This window comes from Plantactinospora solaniradicis (assembly GCF_042658085.1).
Classification (GTDB): domain Bacteria; phylum Actinomycetota; class Actinomycetes; order Mycobacteriales; family Micromonosporaceae; genus Plantactinospora; species Plantactinospora solaniradicis.
Genome location: NZ_JBHSPR010000015.1, coordinates 13,841 through 29,367, shown reverse-complemented (window position 1 = coordinate 29,367; position 15,527 = coordinate 13,841). Strand labels below are relative to the sequence as shown.

Genomic DNA, 15,527 nt, shown 5'->3' with positions numbered 1-15,527 from the left:
AACCCTCTGACGCCAACCAGCGTTGGCTAGCCACCACTCCACAAAAGCGGGGGAACCTCATCCTCACCGAGCTGCGCGAGCAGGTCCGCCTCGCCCACGACCGCGAGGCGGAGCCGACGGCGGGGATCATCGACTCGCAGAGTGTGAAGGCCGCGGACACCGTTCCCGCGGACAGTCGTGGCTACGACGCGAACAAGAAGATCAACGGCAGGAAGCGGTTCATCGTCACCGACACCCTCGGGCTGCTGGTCACCGTCTGGGTCCTGGCCGCCTGCTGGCAGGACCGCGACGGCGGCAAAGCAGCGCTGCTCGCCGCGTACGCGACCACCCCGATCCGGCACGTCTTCGCCGATCAGGGGTTCACCGGCCGGTTCGTCGACTGGGCCAAGAGTGTCCTGAGTACCACGGTGGAGATCGTGCGTAAGCCAGCTGACCAGCGAGGCTTCGCCGTGCATCCGCGCAGGTGGGTGGTGGAGAGGACCCTGGGCTGGTTGATGCTGCACCGCCGCCTGGCCCGCGACTACGAGACCGATCCCGCCACCGCTGAACACATGATCCGCTGGGCCGCGATCACCGGCATGCTCAACCGCCTCACCCGCGGCGGACCCGCCACCCGCCAACCCCGTCGTACCTTCAACACACCCGAGTAACCCACATCTAAACGCTCACTAAGCATGCCGATCTCGGCCCGTCGCGCAATGGGCCCTTGCAGCTGAGGATGCCCCTCCACGCTACGAGGGGAAGGGCACGCACGCGTGCAACCTGATCAAACCGGCGCTACCGTCGGCCGCCTCGGCGATCGGAACTAGGCCTGGCGTCCCGACCACCTGGATGCTGACCGTTTCTTGCGGAGGGTCCGCCACTGCACGAAGAACTGGTGGTGAGTGCAGCCGTTCATCATGGCCCCGGGCCCGTCGGGGAGCGTGCGCGCTGGCAGCCGAGTACCTCTGATTCTGGCTACTCCGGCGTGCTTCCGTTCGTCAGGTCCACGAGGAGGGTCTCGATGAGGCTCTCCTCGTAGGCAGCCAGCCCGCAGTGCTCCATGGCGTACCGGAGTGCGGGGTCCCACGATGTGGCCGGCAACGCACCGGGTCGTAGCCGGGTCCGGTCATCGACGGGCGTGGTGGCGAGACTCGCCTCGTAGTCGGCGGCTCCCATGCGCCACGGCCGAGCGGCCGGTACACCTTTCAGGAGGGCGGCGACATGCTGGAGGCCTGCCTGGTCGAAGTCCGCGCGCGCGGCGATCAGCCAACCGGCGTCCGCGAGCCTGCCGATAGCGGCGATTTCGAGCGCGGACGGTGTCCCGACGGTGCACAGCAACCGGACAGCAGCTGCCGTCTTGGCCGCCGCCGCAACGCGGTCGGCGGCTGCGGTGACGACGGACGGGTTCTCCGTGACGAACACGCACCCTCCGGGTCCGGACGGTGCCGGCCAGGCGCAGCGGGCAAGTTCGCGGGGTGGCAGGGTGACAACGGCCTCCGCAGGGATCGACCAGCCGGCCGGGTAGATCCCGAGCGCGAGGAGCCCACCGGTCAGGTCGTCGCAGTCGACACCGACGGCTGCCCAGGCGGCGCGGGGCGGCAGACCGGCTTGCACCGCGCCGGCTGCGGTGAGAATGGCCAACACCAGCCCGGGCAATGGCCCGGTGTCGAGCGCGTGCGGGAAGCGGGTGACCCCATCAGCGAGCCGACGTCGGTCGACCCGTTCACCGCCGGCGGGCAGCGCCGCGATGACGGCTGCGGCCTGGTCGATGAGGAGCCGGCCGTCGTCCATGCCGATCAGCCGGCTGATCCACCCCGTGCGCTGCAGGGCAGGCCACACAGTCGCCATGTCGGGTCGGACCGGTGCCGGGCCGGGTATCCGGTCGAACGCCTCGACCGCCTGTTGTCGTAGCTGGGCGAGCGCGTCGTGGCGTCTGGCCTTGTCGCGAACACGCTCGCCAAGGCTTTGTTCGATGACGTGGGCTGCGACCATACCCGGTGTGAGCCGGGTGTGGTGTGCCGTCAGCCGTGCGGTGAGGTCGGCGAGGTTGACTCTGATCTTCTGACCGCTGCGAGGGCTTCGACCGCCGAGCAGCCCGAGGGCGGCGGCGCGTTCCGCCGGGCTGCTGGGGGCGGTGACGGTCACGGTGCCGCTCGCGAGATCTCGGTCGCCGCGTCGGTCGCCGATGTCCGCGAGCTGCTGCCAGATCCAGTCGATGTGTGGACCGCGCACCGTCCGGAAGTCGATCCCGTCGCAGTTCGCCCCGCACCATGGACAGGTCCCGTCGAGTGCTGTCACCCCGCCTCCCGCGCGGTGTCGCCGGGCAGGGGGTGGAGCCCGCGGACGAGCATGGGGAACGCGACGACCGTCGTGTCCGGGCCGGCTTCCAGGTCCCACGCGTCGATGCCGTCCCAGGCACCCGGTGCCCCGTCCCAGAGATAGCTGGTGCAGATCAGGTCGAGGTCGAGTTCGGCGATGTAGCGGGCGAGCCCTTCACGACCGCGTTCGTCGACCTCTGCGGGCACCTCGTCCAGGGCAGCGAGCCGCAGTCCGGCCAGGTCGAGCTGGTCGTAGTAGGCGGCCACCGCGGCGAGCATCGGGGCGAGGACCACCAGCCGGCGTTCGCCGCCGGATAGGCCTGTCTTGGACGTCCAGCGGCTGGTCTTCCCGTCCGGACGCACGATCTCGTATGAGATGTCGAGCCACTTGCGCACGTCGATGGCATTGGCGAGCCGCTCGGTCATGGTCGCACCGGCGGCTGCGGCGATGAGGTCCTGCAGCGCCTCGCCGACCTCCGCCTGTTGGGCGGCGGTGAGCGTAGTTTCCTTGCAGGTCAGCCGATGTACGGTGAGTTCGGCGGCGCTGAGGTCCTTCACCAACGCCTTGCTGATGCGCACGCCCACGCCCGAGGATGCGGCCGCCTTCTGCATCTTTCGGTTCACGTCCTTGACCCAGTCTTCGATGCTCACCCACGCGGTGCCGATCGCCAGGGGCAGGCGGCCGATCACGAAGTCGCGCAGCGCGGACTCCTCGGCCTTGTTCAGCGCCTGCTGGGCCCGGTCGCGCAACCGGCGGCCGGCCTCGGCAGAGGCGGGCGGGGTGTAGGCGACACCATCGTGGGTCAGGATGAACGTGTCCAGGCCCTCGTACGTGTCGCCGGGATCAAGCGTCCACAGCCCGGCGAGCTCGGCCCGGCAGGTGTCGTACCGCTCCCGCAGCAGGCGTCGGCCGACCGTCCGCTTGCCGGACAGTGCCTGCCCTATTCGCGGAACAATCGTGTCGTCCTCTGCGCTCGGGGTCGGCGGCGCGGTGGCCGGTTCAAATAGGACGTCTGCGACGCCGGGTACGTCGATGAGGGTGTGCAGGTGGCGTTGGGCCGCCGCAACGGGTGGGTCGGCGTCGGTGACGCGCTGTTCGGCATGCTGCCAAGCCAGCTCCAACCGCTGCACGTCGCCGCGCGTGCCATCGTGTCGGTTAGCGGCTTCGACAAACTCACCCTCCAGAATCTCGCGCTCGGACTTGGCTGCGGCGTGCTGGGCCAGCGCGTCTCTGGCGTTCAGGCCGACGGCGCGGACCAGCGCCTCGTGTTCGGCCGCGAGTTTGGTGGCGCGTCCCACCGCTGCCGCGGTGCGGGCGTGCTGACCGGCCAATTTCGCGGTGTCGCGGCTGTCATCGTCGGCCGCTGCGGCAAGCCGGGTGAGCCGGGTGAGCAGGCGCGTGCCCAGCTTGGCTCCCAACATGTCGAGGTGCTTGGCCGTCCGAGCGCCGTCATCGCGGAGGTGTTCCAGGTCTTTGACGTCGATGGGCAAACCCGCCGATCGCGTTCGACGTTCCCATTCCAGGCGCTTGCCCCGGGCCGTCTCGGCCAGCTCTGCGGCTTCCCGTGCCGCTGTTCCGGCCAGTTCCTGAAGTGTCGCGGCTTCACCGGCAGCCGCCGCGCGGGCCGCTTCGGCGCGGGTCGTCGCGGAGCGGGAGGGGAAACTCCGAATCGCGTCGGTGATCTTCGTGGCGTTCTGTCCGTTGGCAGTGGCGATGCTGTGCTGGCGGTGCGCCTCGTCGTCGAGCGCGGCGGCCTGTGTGTCGAGTTCCGCCGCGCGGACGAGAGCTGCGGCGCGTCGTTGTGCCGCACCGACGTATTCGGCCGGGCGAAGCGATTCCTCGTTATCGACCCCGGGTGGCCGTCCGCGAAGCGGCCCGGCGGCGAATGTACCGTCCCGGCCGATCACCAAACCGGCCCCGCCGGCCGCTTCGTCGCTTGTAGCACGCAGCAGGATTCGTCTGAGGACTTCCCGCGCGGTCGCGGCGTGGGGATGGGCTGCGTCGATGACCAGCACGGTCGACAGGTTGGAGTCCGCGTGGCTGCTGCCCGAGGCATCGACATACCAATGGTCCGTGCGGACACCGTCAGGCACGAGTGCGGCGCCGAGCAGGCCGCTCGATACGAGGGCCGTCTCGATGCGGGCGCGGGTGGCCGGATCGGTGACGGATGGATGCCACTCGACCGCGTCGGCGAACGCGGCGCCCTCCGCCACGGGTTCGGCCCAGTCCGGCCGCGGGACCGGCAGCAGTTTGCCGTCCCGCAGGACCTGTGCCTCGGCCCTCAGCCGGTCGCGTTCGGCACGCAACCGCACGCCCTCGTGGCGTGCGGAGTGGGACCGGTGGCGCAGGATGGCGGCCGCGGACTCGCCGACGGTCCGGACGAGGTTCGCGCTGCGGTCGATCTCGGCGATGGCCTGGGCCGGTTCGTCGTCCGTGAGGGTGCTGAGGTCGGGCCCTTGCCAGGCCATGCGCTCGTCGTCGGCAGCGTCCGGGTGCTCATCCCGGTACGCCGCTTCGGCGACCGGGGCAAGGACGCTGTGATCGGTGAACCAGATGTCGACAGCGTCGACGAGTTTCCGGACGGCTGCCCGGGTCGCGTTCGTCTCCCTGGCCAGCCGCCGCTGCCCCTCCTCGGCGCGCAGCTGTGCCGAGCGCGCCGATTCGGCGGCGTCCCGCGCCTCCCGTTCAGCGTCGTTGGTCTCTGTGCGATCGGTGAGCGCGAGCAGCGCCGCGGATGCCCTGGCCCGATGCTCCTTCGCGAGGCCGCGCCAGGAGTCGACCACGACACCAACCTGGTCGATGCCGACGTCGAGGACGGTGCCCGGCCCTGGGTCGATGGACACGTCGCCGACAAGATACGCGGCTCGCGGCCGAGTGCCGCACCGCAGCAACGGGTGGTCGGGCCGGGCGCGGGGATCGAGCCCGGCCGCCTCTGTGACGAGGTCATCCAGGTCCGTGGAGACTTCGCCGGCGGTGTTCCGCAGAGCCGCGGCATGGTCTCTGGCGGACTCGACCGCCGCTCGGAACGCGGCGATGGCGATCGATGCAGTATTCTGCTCCGCTTTGACTCGCTCCTGGAGGTCGGTGAGGCGACCCGCGGCCTTGTACGGCTCCGACTCCTCCAGCGCGCGGATTTCGGCGTCGAGATCACCGGCCCGCCGCTTCACCGTCTCCAGATGGGTCATTGCCTGCCGGTCAGCCTCGCGGGCGGCCCGCAGCTCCCGGTCCACGCGCGCCTGGGCCTTCCTCGCGGTGTCGGCGTCGGCCACCGCCTTCTTCGCGGTGGCGTGAGCGGCGGTGACAACGTCCACGACGTGACCGGCCCACGCTTCGGCGAACCGGTCCAGCGCGACGGCGGCATCCCGGTCTTTCTGGAACGCCTCGCGGGTCGCTTCGGATTCGGCGAGCGCGTCGGCGGTGGCGCTGACCACGTCGTCGGAGATGCCCGGTAAAGCGTCCCGCAGCGCGTCGGCGGCACGCTGCGGCGACACATCACCGAGCAGCGTCGGGTTACGCACCGCCCGGATCCGGTTGGCCAGCTCGGTCAGCTCCTGCTCGTTGGCCACCCAGATCCGTGTCGCCAGGTGCGCGACGTAGGCGTCTTCGTGGGGAAAGACCGTGCCGCCGTGGCCGGTGACCGTGTCGGTGAACTGCTCGGCGGACAGGAAAGCCCCGCCGGAGCCGTACAGCGGCACGTCGTCCAGCGGTACACCGGGCACCATGAACGGCGTCACCCGCACCGCCGGCGAGCCGCTCTCGCTGTAGAGCAGCCTGGCCCCGTAGGAGTACCGGCCCTCGTCGTTGGGTGCGGCGAAGGTCAGCCACAGGTATCCGCACCGTCGTTTGGCGCTGCCGGCGCCTTCCCGCATCAGCAGCGCCAGCGTGGTGGGCCGGGCCTTGCCGGCCGCCAGCCGTTGCGGGTTCAGGTCGAGCAGGTACGGCCACAGCGCTTCCAGCGCAGTGGTCTTGCCAGTACCATTCGGTCCGCGCAGCAGCAGCCGGCCGCTGGGGGCGTCGAGGCGAAGGTTGCCGTAGCGCCAGACGTTGGACAGGCCGGCACCCACCAGGTGCCAGCGGGTGGTGAACCGCTCGGCGTTACCGGCCGGTTCGACCAGGTCCTCCACGTCATCGAACAGGGTGAGCGCGTCATCAGCCGGCATGTGTGTCTCCCGCTCGTTGATCGACTGCCTTCCGCGCCGCCGCGCCGCGACCGCGCCGTGGTTCCGGCGGTCGTTCCCACCGGCCCGCCGCCGGAGCAAACCACCAGACGTCGCCCACGACCCGCAGCAGGTTGGCGCCACCCAGCAGCGCGGCCACCTCGGCGGCCAGGCCTGGTGGGTTGGCGACGTGATCTGCCGACCACCCCTGATCGGCGTACCGCTGCGCGCACACCACCAGATACGCGACGACCTGGTCCTCCGGCACGCCACGCCAGCCGGGCCGGTTGCCGTCGACGTTCCCTTCCGCCTCGGCCATGTCGCACAGCAACAGGCCGGCGTGGGCGACGGTGCCGCCGCTGGGGAACGGGCAGTCGCCGAGTTCGCTGCGGGACCGGTTGGCCTCGGCCGGGACCACGAACGCCGCCCCCTCGGCCCGGCGCTCCAGATGCAGTCCGAACGCCTCCGCCAACGGCCCGCCGTCGTCACCACGCACCCGCCGCGACAGCCAGTCCGCCTCGTCCACGTCCAGGTCGCAGGTGTAGACGGCGGTGTCATCGACGAGCCGCCGACGCATCCGCCGAGCCGGGTCGGTCTCGCGTTCCACCTGTTCCAGCCACCCGGCCGGGTCCGCCACCGGGTCGGTCACCGCGAAGTTCGCGATCACGTGGACCAGCCGGTGATGGTGGATCGCCAGCAGCACCGGCGGATCGTCATTGCGCAGGAACTCGGTCATGTCGCCGTCCAGGCTGTCCACCACACCGCGCTCGTCGAGCATTTTGAGCGCGGCAAGGATCGCGTGCCGCTCCGGCCGGTCGTCGGGTGCCGGTATCCCGGCCTCTGCCGCGGCGGTACGGGCCGCAGACACCAACTGCCCGATGCTGACTCGCGGTGGCATCGACTCGGCTGCGGCCACCAGCAGGAAGAACCACGAGCAGGTCAACGGGCTCGGTCCGGTAGCTGCCCACGCGTCCCGGCGTACTGGCGCAGTCTTACGCAGACGGACGAAGTCCCGGTCGATGACCAGCACCCAACCGAGCCGCGCCAGCACATCACGGACATCCGACTCGTTGCGACGAACCGTCGAGATAGCACTGTCGTCGCGGCCTGCGATGAGCCAGGGCCGCACCATGAGCAGACGAAGCACGGCGGCGGTCTCGGCCGCAGCCTCGGGAGTCTGCCTCGTCCGCTGCCGCCACGCCTTCGCCCCGGCCGGCGTCGCGCCCGTCATGCTGCACCCCGCAACGGTTCGAGCATGGCAACGGCCCGACCGTGTGGGTCGACGCTCGTCGGACGCGGTGCGGGGACCCACTGCCTCGGCAGATGAAAGACCGGCAGCCGTCCCGGCAGCAGCACCCGCCACGTCGGAGCGGTCAGCACACCGACACCGTCGCCGGTGTGGAACAACGTGCACGCCAGGCCATCCCGCGTGCCTGTACGCCGGTCCGTCGTGCCCGGGATGAGACCGACCCGGACCGCGGTCATCAACGACGCCAACGCCACCCGCGCCGCATGCGCCGACAGCTTCTCCCCGGGAGCTGCCGCGAGGATCTCCTCGATGGCGGCGGCGTGCTCGGCCAACCGGTGCTGACGGGCAGCGTGCACGGCCGCCCGGGCGGCCGAGTCGTCGCGGGCGGCCGGCGCCCGGCCCCGCGCTCCGGTGCGGCCCGTCGAGCGCAGCAGCTCGGGCAGTTCCACCGGCGGCCCGCCCCGCCAGGTCGGGTTGTGGGTCAACTCAGTGTCGTCGGCCTCGCCGTACAACTTGCGCCACTTGTGGTCACCCGTGGCCGCCAGCAGGATCGCCGTCCCGTACCGCTCGTCCAAACACGCCCTGGCCAACAGCAACGCCCGCGCTCGCCCGGTGGCGTACCCGGCCGAGCTGTGCAGCCGGCGCAGGTTGGCGTGCATGCCCGGCAACGCGCGGACCAGTCGCAAGGCGAACCGGCTGGACCGGCCGCTGTGCGGATCGCACCAGGCCGTCAACCCGTCCCAGTCCGCGACCCGGCCGCCCTTGGACGCGGTTAACGCACCACGCTCGATGAGCGCCCGCGCCTGCGACTCGGCCACCGCGATCCCGGCCAACGTTTCGAAGTGGGGGCGGAGGTGTCGGTGAAGGACGTCGAAAGCCCGGTGGGCGCCGCGCTCCAGCTCCCCAGCGACGTGGGTCGCGTAGTCGACCAGCAGACCCTTCAGCTCCGCGGTGGCGTCCCGGTCGAGGTCGAACCGGTCGGCCAGCCCAGCAAGGCTGTCCTCGGCCCCGACCAACGCCGCGTCCAAGTCGTCGTGCCCGGTGAACAGCCGGCCGATCAGCTCGGCGATCAACGCATCGTCGCGTCGCGGCATGTTCAGCGCCGGCGCCAGGTCCTCCAGCGAGTCGACGATGCGGGCCAGGCTCGGCAACGGGATCTCCCGCATCGTTGGCGTACCCGCCAGCACCGACGTGTAGAACCGGTGTACCTGACGACCGGCCGGAGTCGCCGTCCAGCGCCAGTTCCGCGCCAGGATGTCGGCATGCCGCCGGATGCGGGACGGGTCGCTGCGACCGGTCGCCGCGGTCCAGTCCTTCAACTTGTCCAGCCGCGTCTGCACCAGGCTGTCGGACATGGGCGGCCCTGTCGCCGAGACCAGCGCGGCGATCTCCGCTGGCGTCAGGTCGGTCACCGATGACTCCAGCACCGCCATGATCCGGATGTAGTCGTCGGAGCCGGGCGCGACCAGGTAGGCCATCGCCCGTCGGGAGTCCGTGACCCCCACCTCGAACATCTGGGCTTCGTCATCGTCCGGACCGTTCGCGCGGTTCGGCCTGTGAGTCACTACGGCGCACCTCCCATCGCCGTGGCGCGGCACCGCGGCGCACGCCGCCACAGCTATGAATGCGAGGGTATCGACGCGCTGCGACAACTTGTCATCGCACAAACGCACTCTGCCTCGATCCGTTCACCCGATGGGGGGACCGGATCAAGAAGCATCTTTTGGTGCAGGCAAGATCAGTCGGCCGGGTGCGCCTATCGCTGCTTGCGCCGTCGGCTTGCCGACAGTGATCGCCCGGCGCGTCGACTGGACATGAGTCGCCGCACAGGTCGGTTATCTCCTACGACAAACCGCCCTGGGTTGTGTGTCGGCTCTACAAGGACCAGAGCGGTTCAGAGCGCCGGTTGCCGATCGGAAAGGCGCCGAGGAGAACTTCCTCACGGCAGAGATCGGATGGGGTAGGGCGTACCTGGCGCGGTCGTGCCGTCGGGAAAGTCGTAGCCAGAACGCATGCTCGATGGAACACCGGCAGAGCCAGCATAAGTCGCGCAGCCGGTCGCACAGCCGCCCCACAGTAGCCCGGTCGGTGGGTAGGTGCGGGTCTCGTCGGTGCCCGGTTGTCAAACCGGACCTTGGCGTCGCGGGCCGGTCCATCGGAAAGCCGACAAACATGCCATCTCGAGCATTGACCCTTCGTAATGTTTTCGCCGACCGCGATGAAGGGGGCTTGATGCCACAGATCCTCGTTCAGGTGGGTTTTACGCCGCTACCCGAGGACGACGACTTCGTCCTCGACCAGCTGACTGAGGAGCTGGCGGACGATCTCCGTGGCATCGGCGAGGTGCACCGCGTCGAGAGCAGCGTCAGGGACAGGGACAGCAAGGGCGTCGCGGAGCTTGTCCTCGGCACGGTGACCGTGCTGCTCGGCACCGATTCGGGATATGCGCAGGCTCTGGTTGAGCTGGTTGTCTGCTTCATCAACCGCAACAATGGCCGCCGCGTCCAGCTCAAGGTCGGCGACATCGAACTTTCCATCGACCGCCCGACGAAGGCCCAGAATGACGAGCTGATCCGGATGGTGCGAGACGCGATCGAACGGTCCCGCTGATGGGCCGGCACGCGCTGCTGCTCGGCACCGCCACCTGCCTAGCTGACCGGGACCTGCAACCGCTGCCCGGCGTCCGCCAAGACGTTGCCCAACTCAAGGTCGTCCTCGGTACCGACGGGGACTTCGACAGCATCGACGCCTTCATCGACCTGCCGGCGACCCAGTTGCGCCAGGTCGTCGAGGACTTTTACGGGACCCGGCGTACCGACGACCTTGCCCTGTTCTACTACTCCGGGCACGGCATGCTACACGACGACCGACAGTCGCTCTTCCTCGCCGCCACCGACACCGTCGCCGGCAACCTGCACGCCACCGCCTTTGACGTCGATGGGATGCTCCGCCACCTCCTGAATCACACCAAGGCCAGACAGAAGGTAGTACTGCTCGACTGCTGCTTCTCTGGAGCGTTCACCGCGCGCCATCGCTTTACGGGCGGCGTACGCCAGGAACCCCGCCGCTCCCGTCGAGAGCGAGGCACTTTCATGCTCACCTCGAGCGATCACATGAAGGCGTCCAAGGCGCAGGGTCCCGACCGACCCTCCGTCTTCACCGAGGCGCTGCTCGACGGCCTACGCGGGGCGGCGCAGCCGACTGCCGACGACGGCTGGATCACCACGAACGACCTTTCCCGATATGTGCTGACCGAGATGGCGCGCCGCCAGCACAACACCCCGGTCGAGTCGAGTGAGGGCGTGACGGAGCCCATCCGGCTGGTTGCCGGACCTGACGTGGACGCGCCAGCAGACGACGGGAAGTATCGCGCGGAGAGGCAGACAGGAGACGACAACGCGCCGTTCGACGCCGACCAGTGGCGGCGACTACTTACCTACTACGCCGACTGCATGCAGCGCACCGCCGTTCTGCAGTTCTTCATCGACCCGCAGAAGAACCACACCTACATTGCGGCTCCGGCGGGTCATGAAGCCATCTTCAGGGCCACCGCGCCGGTCCTGCTGCGCGACCGCGGACGTCGGCTGGCAGAACAGGCGCGCGTCGAGGACAAGAAGCTGCAGTACGGCTACCCGGTAGTCGCCGTCCATCAGGGCCGTCAGCGACGGGTGCGGCTGGTGCCGCTGCTCGTCTGCGACCTCACCGTCGGCGATGACGGTTCGCTGCATCCCGAGCCGCCCCGGCCCAGCCCGGCCCTGGTCGACCACGCCCAGCTTTCTCTGGGCGAGGCCGACCAACTGGCACAAGAAGTCGCTAGACGGTTCGTTCCCGGCGACCGGGAAGCGCTCGCTGCAACCGTCAATTTACTGATGACCACCTTCGGCCTAACACCAGCGGGTGACCTCGATTCCGACCATCTCGTTGGTGTCGTTCGCCCCGCACCGATCGACCGGGTGCAGAACGCCGGACTGCTCTTCGCCGCCGACAGCACCGAGGCGCCGGAGCGACAGCTCGTCGACGACCTGCGCGACATGGCCAGGAACCCGCACCAGATCGCCCGGACCGCGTTGGGCGTGCTCACATCGCTCCCGGACAGGACGCCGCCGGTAGACATCGTCCTGGCAGCGCTGAGCCCGGTAAACGAGACCCAGGAGGAGATCATCCGAGCGGCCATGAGCCAGCCGCTAACCGTCGCCCAGGGACCACCTGGCACGGGTAAGAGCCAACTCGTCACGGCGCTACTGGCTACCGCGACGGCCACCGGGCAAAGCGTGCTGATCGGCTCGACGAACAATCGGGCAGTCGACGAGGTCGTCGAGCGGATCACTGGATTGCTAGGCCCGGGGCTGCTGCTGCGCACCGGTAACAAGGAGTACCGGCAGCAAGAGCCGAAGTACCTCGCCGACGTACTCCAGGCGTACCCACCATCGGCCGACGACCGAACCATGCCGGACGATCGTACGCCGCACCATGAACTGCGCATGATCGATGACGAAGCCCGCCGGTTGCGGGCCGCCCTCGACGCTCGCCGGCTGCTGGAACGCGATCTCGTCGATCTCGCCGCCGAACGTGTGCCGCCCGTGCCCGGCGGTCCTGCCCTCCCCCACGACGACACGGCACTCGCCAAGCTGGTCGAGCTGACCGACCGCGCGCTGGGCAGCCGGTGGTTCGGCTGGTGGTATCGGCGGCGACTGCGGTCCTACGGCGTAGCCGACCCGGATGCGATCGCCGCGCTCAGCGAGCGAGCCGTCGTCGAACTGCGCTGGCGCAATGCACAACGGCAGCTCGACGCGCTACCCGACGACCCAGACGAGACCTGGCGGCGCCTTCGGGCGCAGGTAGGCGACGAGCGGCCCGCCCGCAGCGATACGCTGCTTCGCGCGCAAGTCGCCAAGCGGGTCGCAGCTGACGCGAAGCTGCTGCAGGACCGAGCCGACGAGATGGCCAAACCGGACGGCAAGAGCTGGGCGGGCCTGCCGGAACTCCTGCGCGTGCTGCCCGGCTGGGCGATCACCGCCATGTCGGCGCGTCGGCTGCCGCCCCGACCAGCCATGTACGACCTGGTGATCATCGATGAGGCGGCCCAATGCACGGTGCCGGCGATCCTGCCGATGCTCTACCGCGCGAAGCGTGCCCTGATCATTGGCGATCCGCGGCAGCTCACCCCGATCGTCCAGTTGCCCGGCGACGAGGATCGCGCCGAGCAATCGCGTGCCGGCCTGGGCCACGGCTGGCTCACGGCGCGTCGGCTCACCTACGCGGGCCACTCGGCGTACGAGGCATTCGCCACGGCGGCGAAGGACACCTATCTGCTTGACGAGCACTACCGGTGCCACCCCGAGATCGTGGCGACGCCGAACCGGGAGGTCTACCAGGGCCGGCTAACTGTACTGACCGACCCGTCGCGGCTGGCTGCCCCAGCCGATCCCGCAATGCGCTGGGCCGACGTGGCAGGCCGGTTCAGTCGGGGCGCGACTGGCTCTGGCCGCAACGGCGCCGAGATCGAAGCCGTGGTCGACGAGGTACGGCGGCTCCGCGCGACGTACCCGGACGCTTCGATCGGCGTCGTGACGCCCCTCGCCGCCCATCAGCGGGACCTGAAGCGGGCGCTACAGCGCGCAGGACTCGCCGAAAACCTGCTGTGCGCCACCATCCACAAGTTCCAGGGCAGCGAGCGGGACATCATGGTCGTCTCACCCGTCGGTGCGCAGGGCATCAGTGAAGACACGCGAGGTTGGCTGGTGCAGCAGACGAATCTTTGGAACGTCGCCATCACCCGTGCCCGGTCACAGCTCGTCGTGGTGGGGGACCGATCATGGTGGTCCGGGCAACGAGGGCTGCTCGCCGCAGTGGCTGGGAATTTCACGTCAACCGGGAACGGCTCCGGCACGGCAGCCGGAGCAGCGGACCGGCTACACCGAGCCCTACGCGAGGCCGGGATCACGGTACGTCGGGACACCCTCGTGGCGGGATACCCGGTCGATCTGACCGTGACCGTCGGCGTTCGGGATTTGGCCCTCGTAGTGGACGACCCGGCCGGCGACCCGGACGGACGGGTGCTGCGCAAGATCCTGGCCCGGCTAGACATCATCGCGGGCGCGGCGGAAGTGCGGCGAGTGCCGGCGTGGCGCTGTCTCGCCGAGCCGGAGCAGATTGTGACCGAGCTGCATGCCGACCAGAGGGCCTGATGTCACCCCCATCCGCTTCAGATCGCCGTTGCTGGATGATGTCGCCGAACATCACATCGATCACATCCAGGGTCCATGGCGACGGGAGACGTAGGTCCGACCCGAGATTATGAGATAGGCATGGCGATTCAATAATCTTGATTTCCACGAGGCGGCAATCGATCAGCGGACCGACGTATGAGCAGGCCAACCCCGAGAGAGGATCGCGCGGTACAGGCTGACAGCTACAACGATCGCACCACCACTATCGGCGAACGAGGTTCGACTGCTCTTCGCCGCAAAGGAGGGCGTGGATCTGGCCCCGGGGGCGTTGGTGAGCACAGGCGGTTGATTCCGGGCACACCGCGCGCCATGTGGGGACCGATGGCCACGCCGGGGCGTCTCTGGTGCGCAGACCTGTTCGTCCTCCACGGAATGAACTGAGATTCCCCCGATAACGCGAAGGGCTGGTTAGCAGGCTCGTGCCTGCTAACGAGTGTTGGTGGTGAGGTTCGGCGTATCGACGTTCTTTGCGTACCAGGCGGCCTCATATTCGTCTGGCGACAGCCAGACGAGGTCCCTCTGGATGCGTTCGCGGTTGTCCCAGCCGTCGATGTAGGTGAAAATCAAGTTCTCCGTCTCGTTGCAGGTATGCCACGAGTTGCGGTAGACCAATTCGATCTTCAGGGTGCTGAAGATGTTTCCATCAGGGCGTAGCGTAGGAGTCACCCACGGATCCACCGAGGGCAGGATCCCGTTGCCTGCCGGACGTTGTTAACCTAACAAAGCACTACTAAGAGGCGCCCTCGGCGCGCAGCGGCAGGATCCGGGCCTGGGCGGAGTCCAGCAGCGACCGGAGTACCGCGACGATCTTGTCCGACGGCATCGGCCGGAAGAAGTGGGGTACCCCTGGGCGGCCGTACAGCCCAGCTCGGCGAGCGCGGCCCGCTGGTCGGCGGGCTCCACCCCCTCGGCCACCACCCGCAGCCCCAGTTCCCGACCCGAGATCCACAATGGTCCGAACGATCGCCGCCACCTCCGGCGACTCCGCCATTCTCGCCACGAATGACCGGTCAATTTCGAGCTCGTTCGCGGGGACCCGGGTCAGGAAGGTCAGCGAGGAGGAGCCGGTGCCGAAATCACTCAGGGCAAGTTGCACGCCCATCGTACGCAGCGCGGAGAGCACCTCGTCGATGACCTTCAGCTCGCTCATCACTACCGTCTCGGTGATATCCAGCACCAGCCGGTGCGCCGGCACCTGGTGCCGGCGCAGCGACTCGGCCACCTCGGCCGGCAGTCGCGGGTCGAGCAGGCTGCGCGCGGAGAGGTTGATCGAGATGGGTACGTCCAGACCGTGCCGGACCCACTCGGCGGCCACCTCGAGCGCCTTGTCCACCACATATCGGGTGAAGGCGCCGAGCAGTTCGCTGCCCTCGACGGTTCGAATGAAGTCCGCCGGGGTGAGCCGGCCCCGCCTCGGGTGCCGCCAGCGGATCAGCGCCTCCACCCCGGTCGGCTCCCCGGCGACGAGGTCAATCATCGGTTGCAGCGCCAGTTCGAGCTGGTCGTCGACGTCCAGCGCCTCGCGCAGCTCGGCGAGCAGGGCGATCGAACGCCAATACGGCTTACGGCACCGCCCGCACCTACGCCGGC

At 69.1% G+C, this 15,527-nt stretch carries 9 protein-coding genes; 3 read left to right on the top strand and 6 right to left on the bottom strand.

Translation table 11 applies throughout. The annotated features are described in order from the left end of the window. Positions 1-650 (top strand): transposase (locus tag ACFP2T_RS19635; RefSeq protein ID WP_377423866.1); only part of this gene is annotated, 650 nt, incomplete at its 5' end. A 307-nt stretch (positions 651-957) separates the two neighbouring features. Here ACFP2T_RS19635 and ACFP2T_RS19630 read toward each other — a convergent pair. The 4 genes from ACFP2T_RS19630 to ACFP2T_RS19615 form a co-directional block, all read right to left on the bottom strand. Continuing rightward, positions 958-2,280: a DUF2399 domain-containing protein gene (locus tag ACFP2T_RS19630; RefSeq protein WP_377423864.1), complete on the bottom strand. Its 1,323-nt coding sequence runs from the start codon at positions 2,278-2,280 to the stop codon at positions 958-960. After that, positions 2,277-6,035: an SbcC/MukB-like Walker B domain-containing protein gene (locus ACFP2T_RS19625; RefSeq protein ID WP_377423862.1), complete on the bottom strand. Its 3,759-nt coding sequence runs from the start codon at positions 6,033-6,035 to the stop codon at positions 2,277-2,279. Before ACFP2T_RS19625 ends, ACFP2T_RS19630 begins: the two co-directional genes overlap by 4 nt. A gap of 415 nt (positions 6,036-6,450) precedes the next feature. Continuing rightward, complete coding sequence (locus ACFP2T_RS19620; RefSeq protein WP_377423860.1) at positions 6,451-7,689, bottom strand: TIGR02678 family protein; 1,239 nt, start codon at positions 7,687-7,689, stop codon at positions 6,451-6,453. Beyond that, positions 7,686-9,272, bottom strand: coding sequence for a DUF2397 family protein (locus ACFP2T_RS19615; protein ID WP_377423858.1), 1,587 nt, complete (start codon positions 9,270-9,272; stop codon positions 7,686-7,688). Before ACFP2T_RS19615 ends, ACFP2T_RS19620 begins: the two co-directional genes overlap by 4 nt. Positions 9,273-9,939: 667 nt before the next feature. Here ACFP2T_RS19615 and ACFP2T_RS19610 point away from each other — a divergent pair. Then, positions 9,940-10,317 (top strand): hypothetical protein, encoded by a 378-nt coding sequence (locus ACFP2T_RS19610; protein ID WP_377423855.1) that lies wholly within the window; start codon positions 9,940-9,942, stop codon positions 10,315-10,317. Then, positions 10,317-13,895 (top strand): caspase, EACC1-associated type, encoded by a 3,579-nt coding sequence (locus ACFP2T_RS19605; RefSeq protein ID WP_377423853.1) that lies wholly within the window; start codon positions 10,317-10,319, stop codon positions 13,893-13,895. The genes ACFP2T_RS19610 and ACFP2T_RS19605 overlap by 1 nt, the downstream gene beginning before the upstream one ends. 468 nt (positions 13,896-14,363) lie before the next feature. Here ACFP2T_RS19605 and ACFP2T_RS19600 read toward each other — a convergent pair whose 3' ends face one another. Both ACFP2T_RS19600 and ACFP2T_RS19595 read right to left on the bottom strand, forming a co-directional pair. Then, a complete protein-coding gene (locus ACFP2T_RS19600; protein ID WP_377423851.1) occupies positions 14,364-14,615 on the bottom strand; it encodes an IS3 family transposase in 252 nt (83 codons plus the stop codon). A 52-nt stretch (positions 14,616-14,667) separates the two neighbouring features. Continuing rightward, positions 14,668-15,465, bottom strand: a complete 798-nt coding sequence (locus ACFP2T_RS19595; protein ID WP_377423869.1) for an EAL domain-containing protein — start codon at positions 15,463-15,465, stop codon at positions 14,668-14,670. Positions 15,466-15,527: the final 62 nt, after the last annotated feature.

Bases quoted from the DNA above. Each gene is read 5' to 3' on its own strand.
- ACFP2T_RS19620 (WP_377423860.1), bottom strand. From the start codon at position 7,689: ATGACGGGCGCGACGCCGGCCGGGGCGAAGGCGTGGCGGCAGCGGACG.
- ACFP2T_RS19610 (WP_377423855.1), top strand. From the start codon at position 9,940: ATGCCACAGATCCTCGTTCAGGTGGGTTTTACGCCGCTACCCGAGGAC.
- ACFP2T_RS19605 (WP_377423853.1), top strand. From the start codon at position 10,317: ATGGGCCGGCACGCGCTGCTGCTCGGCACCGCCACCTGCCTAGCTGAC.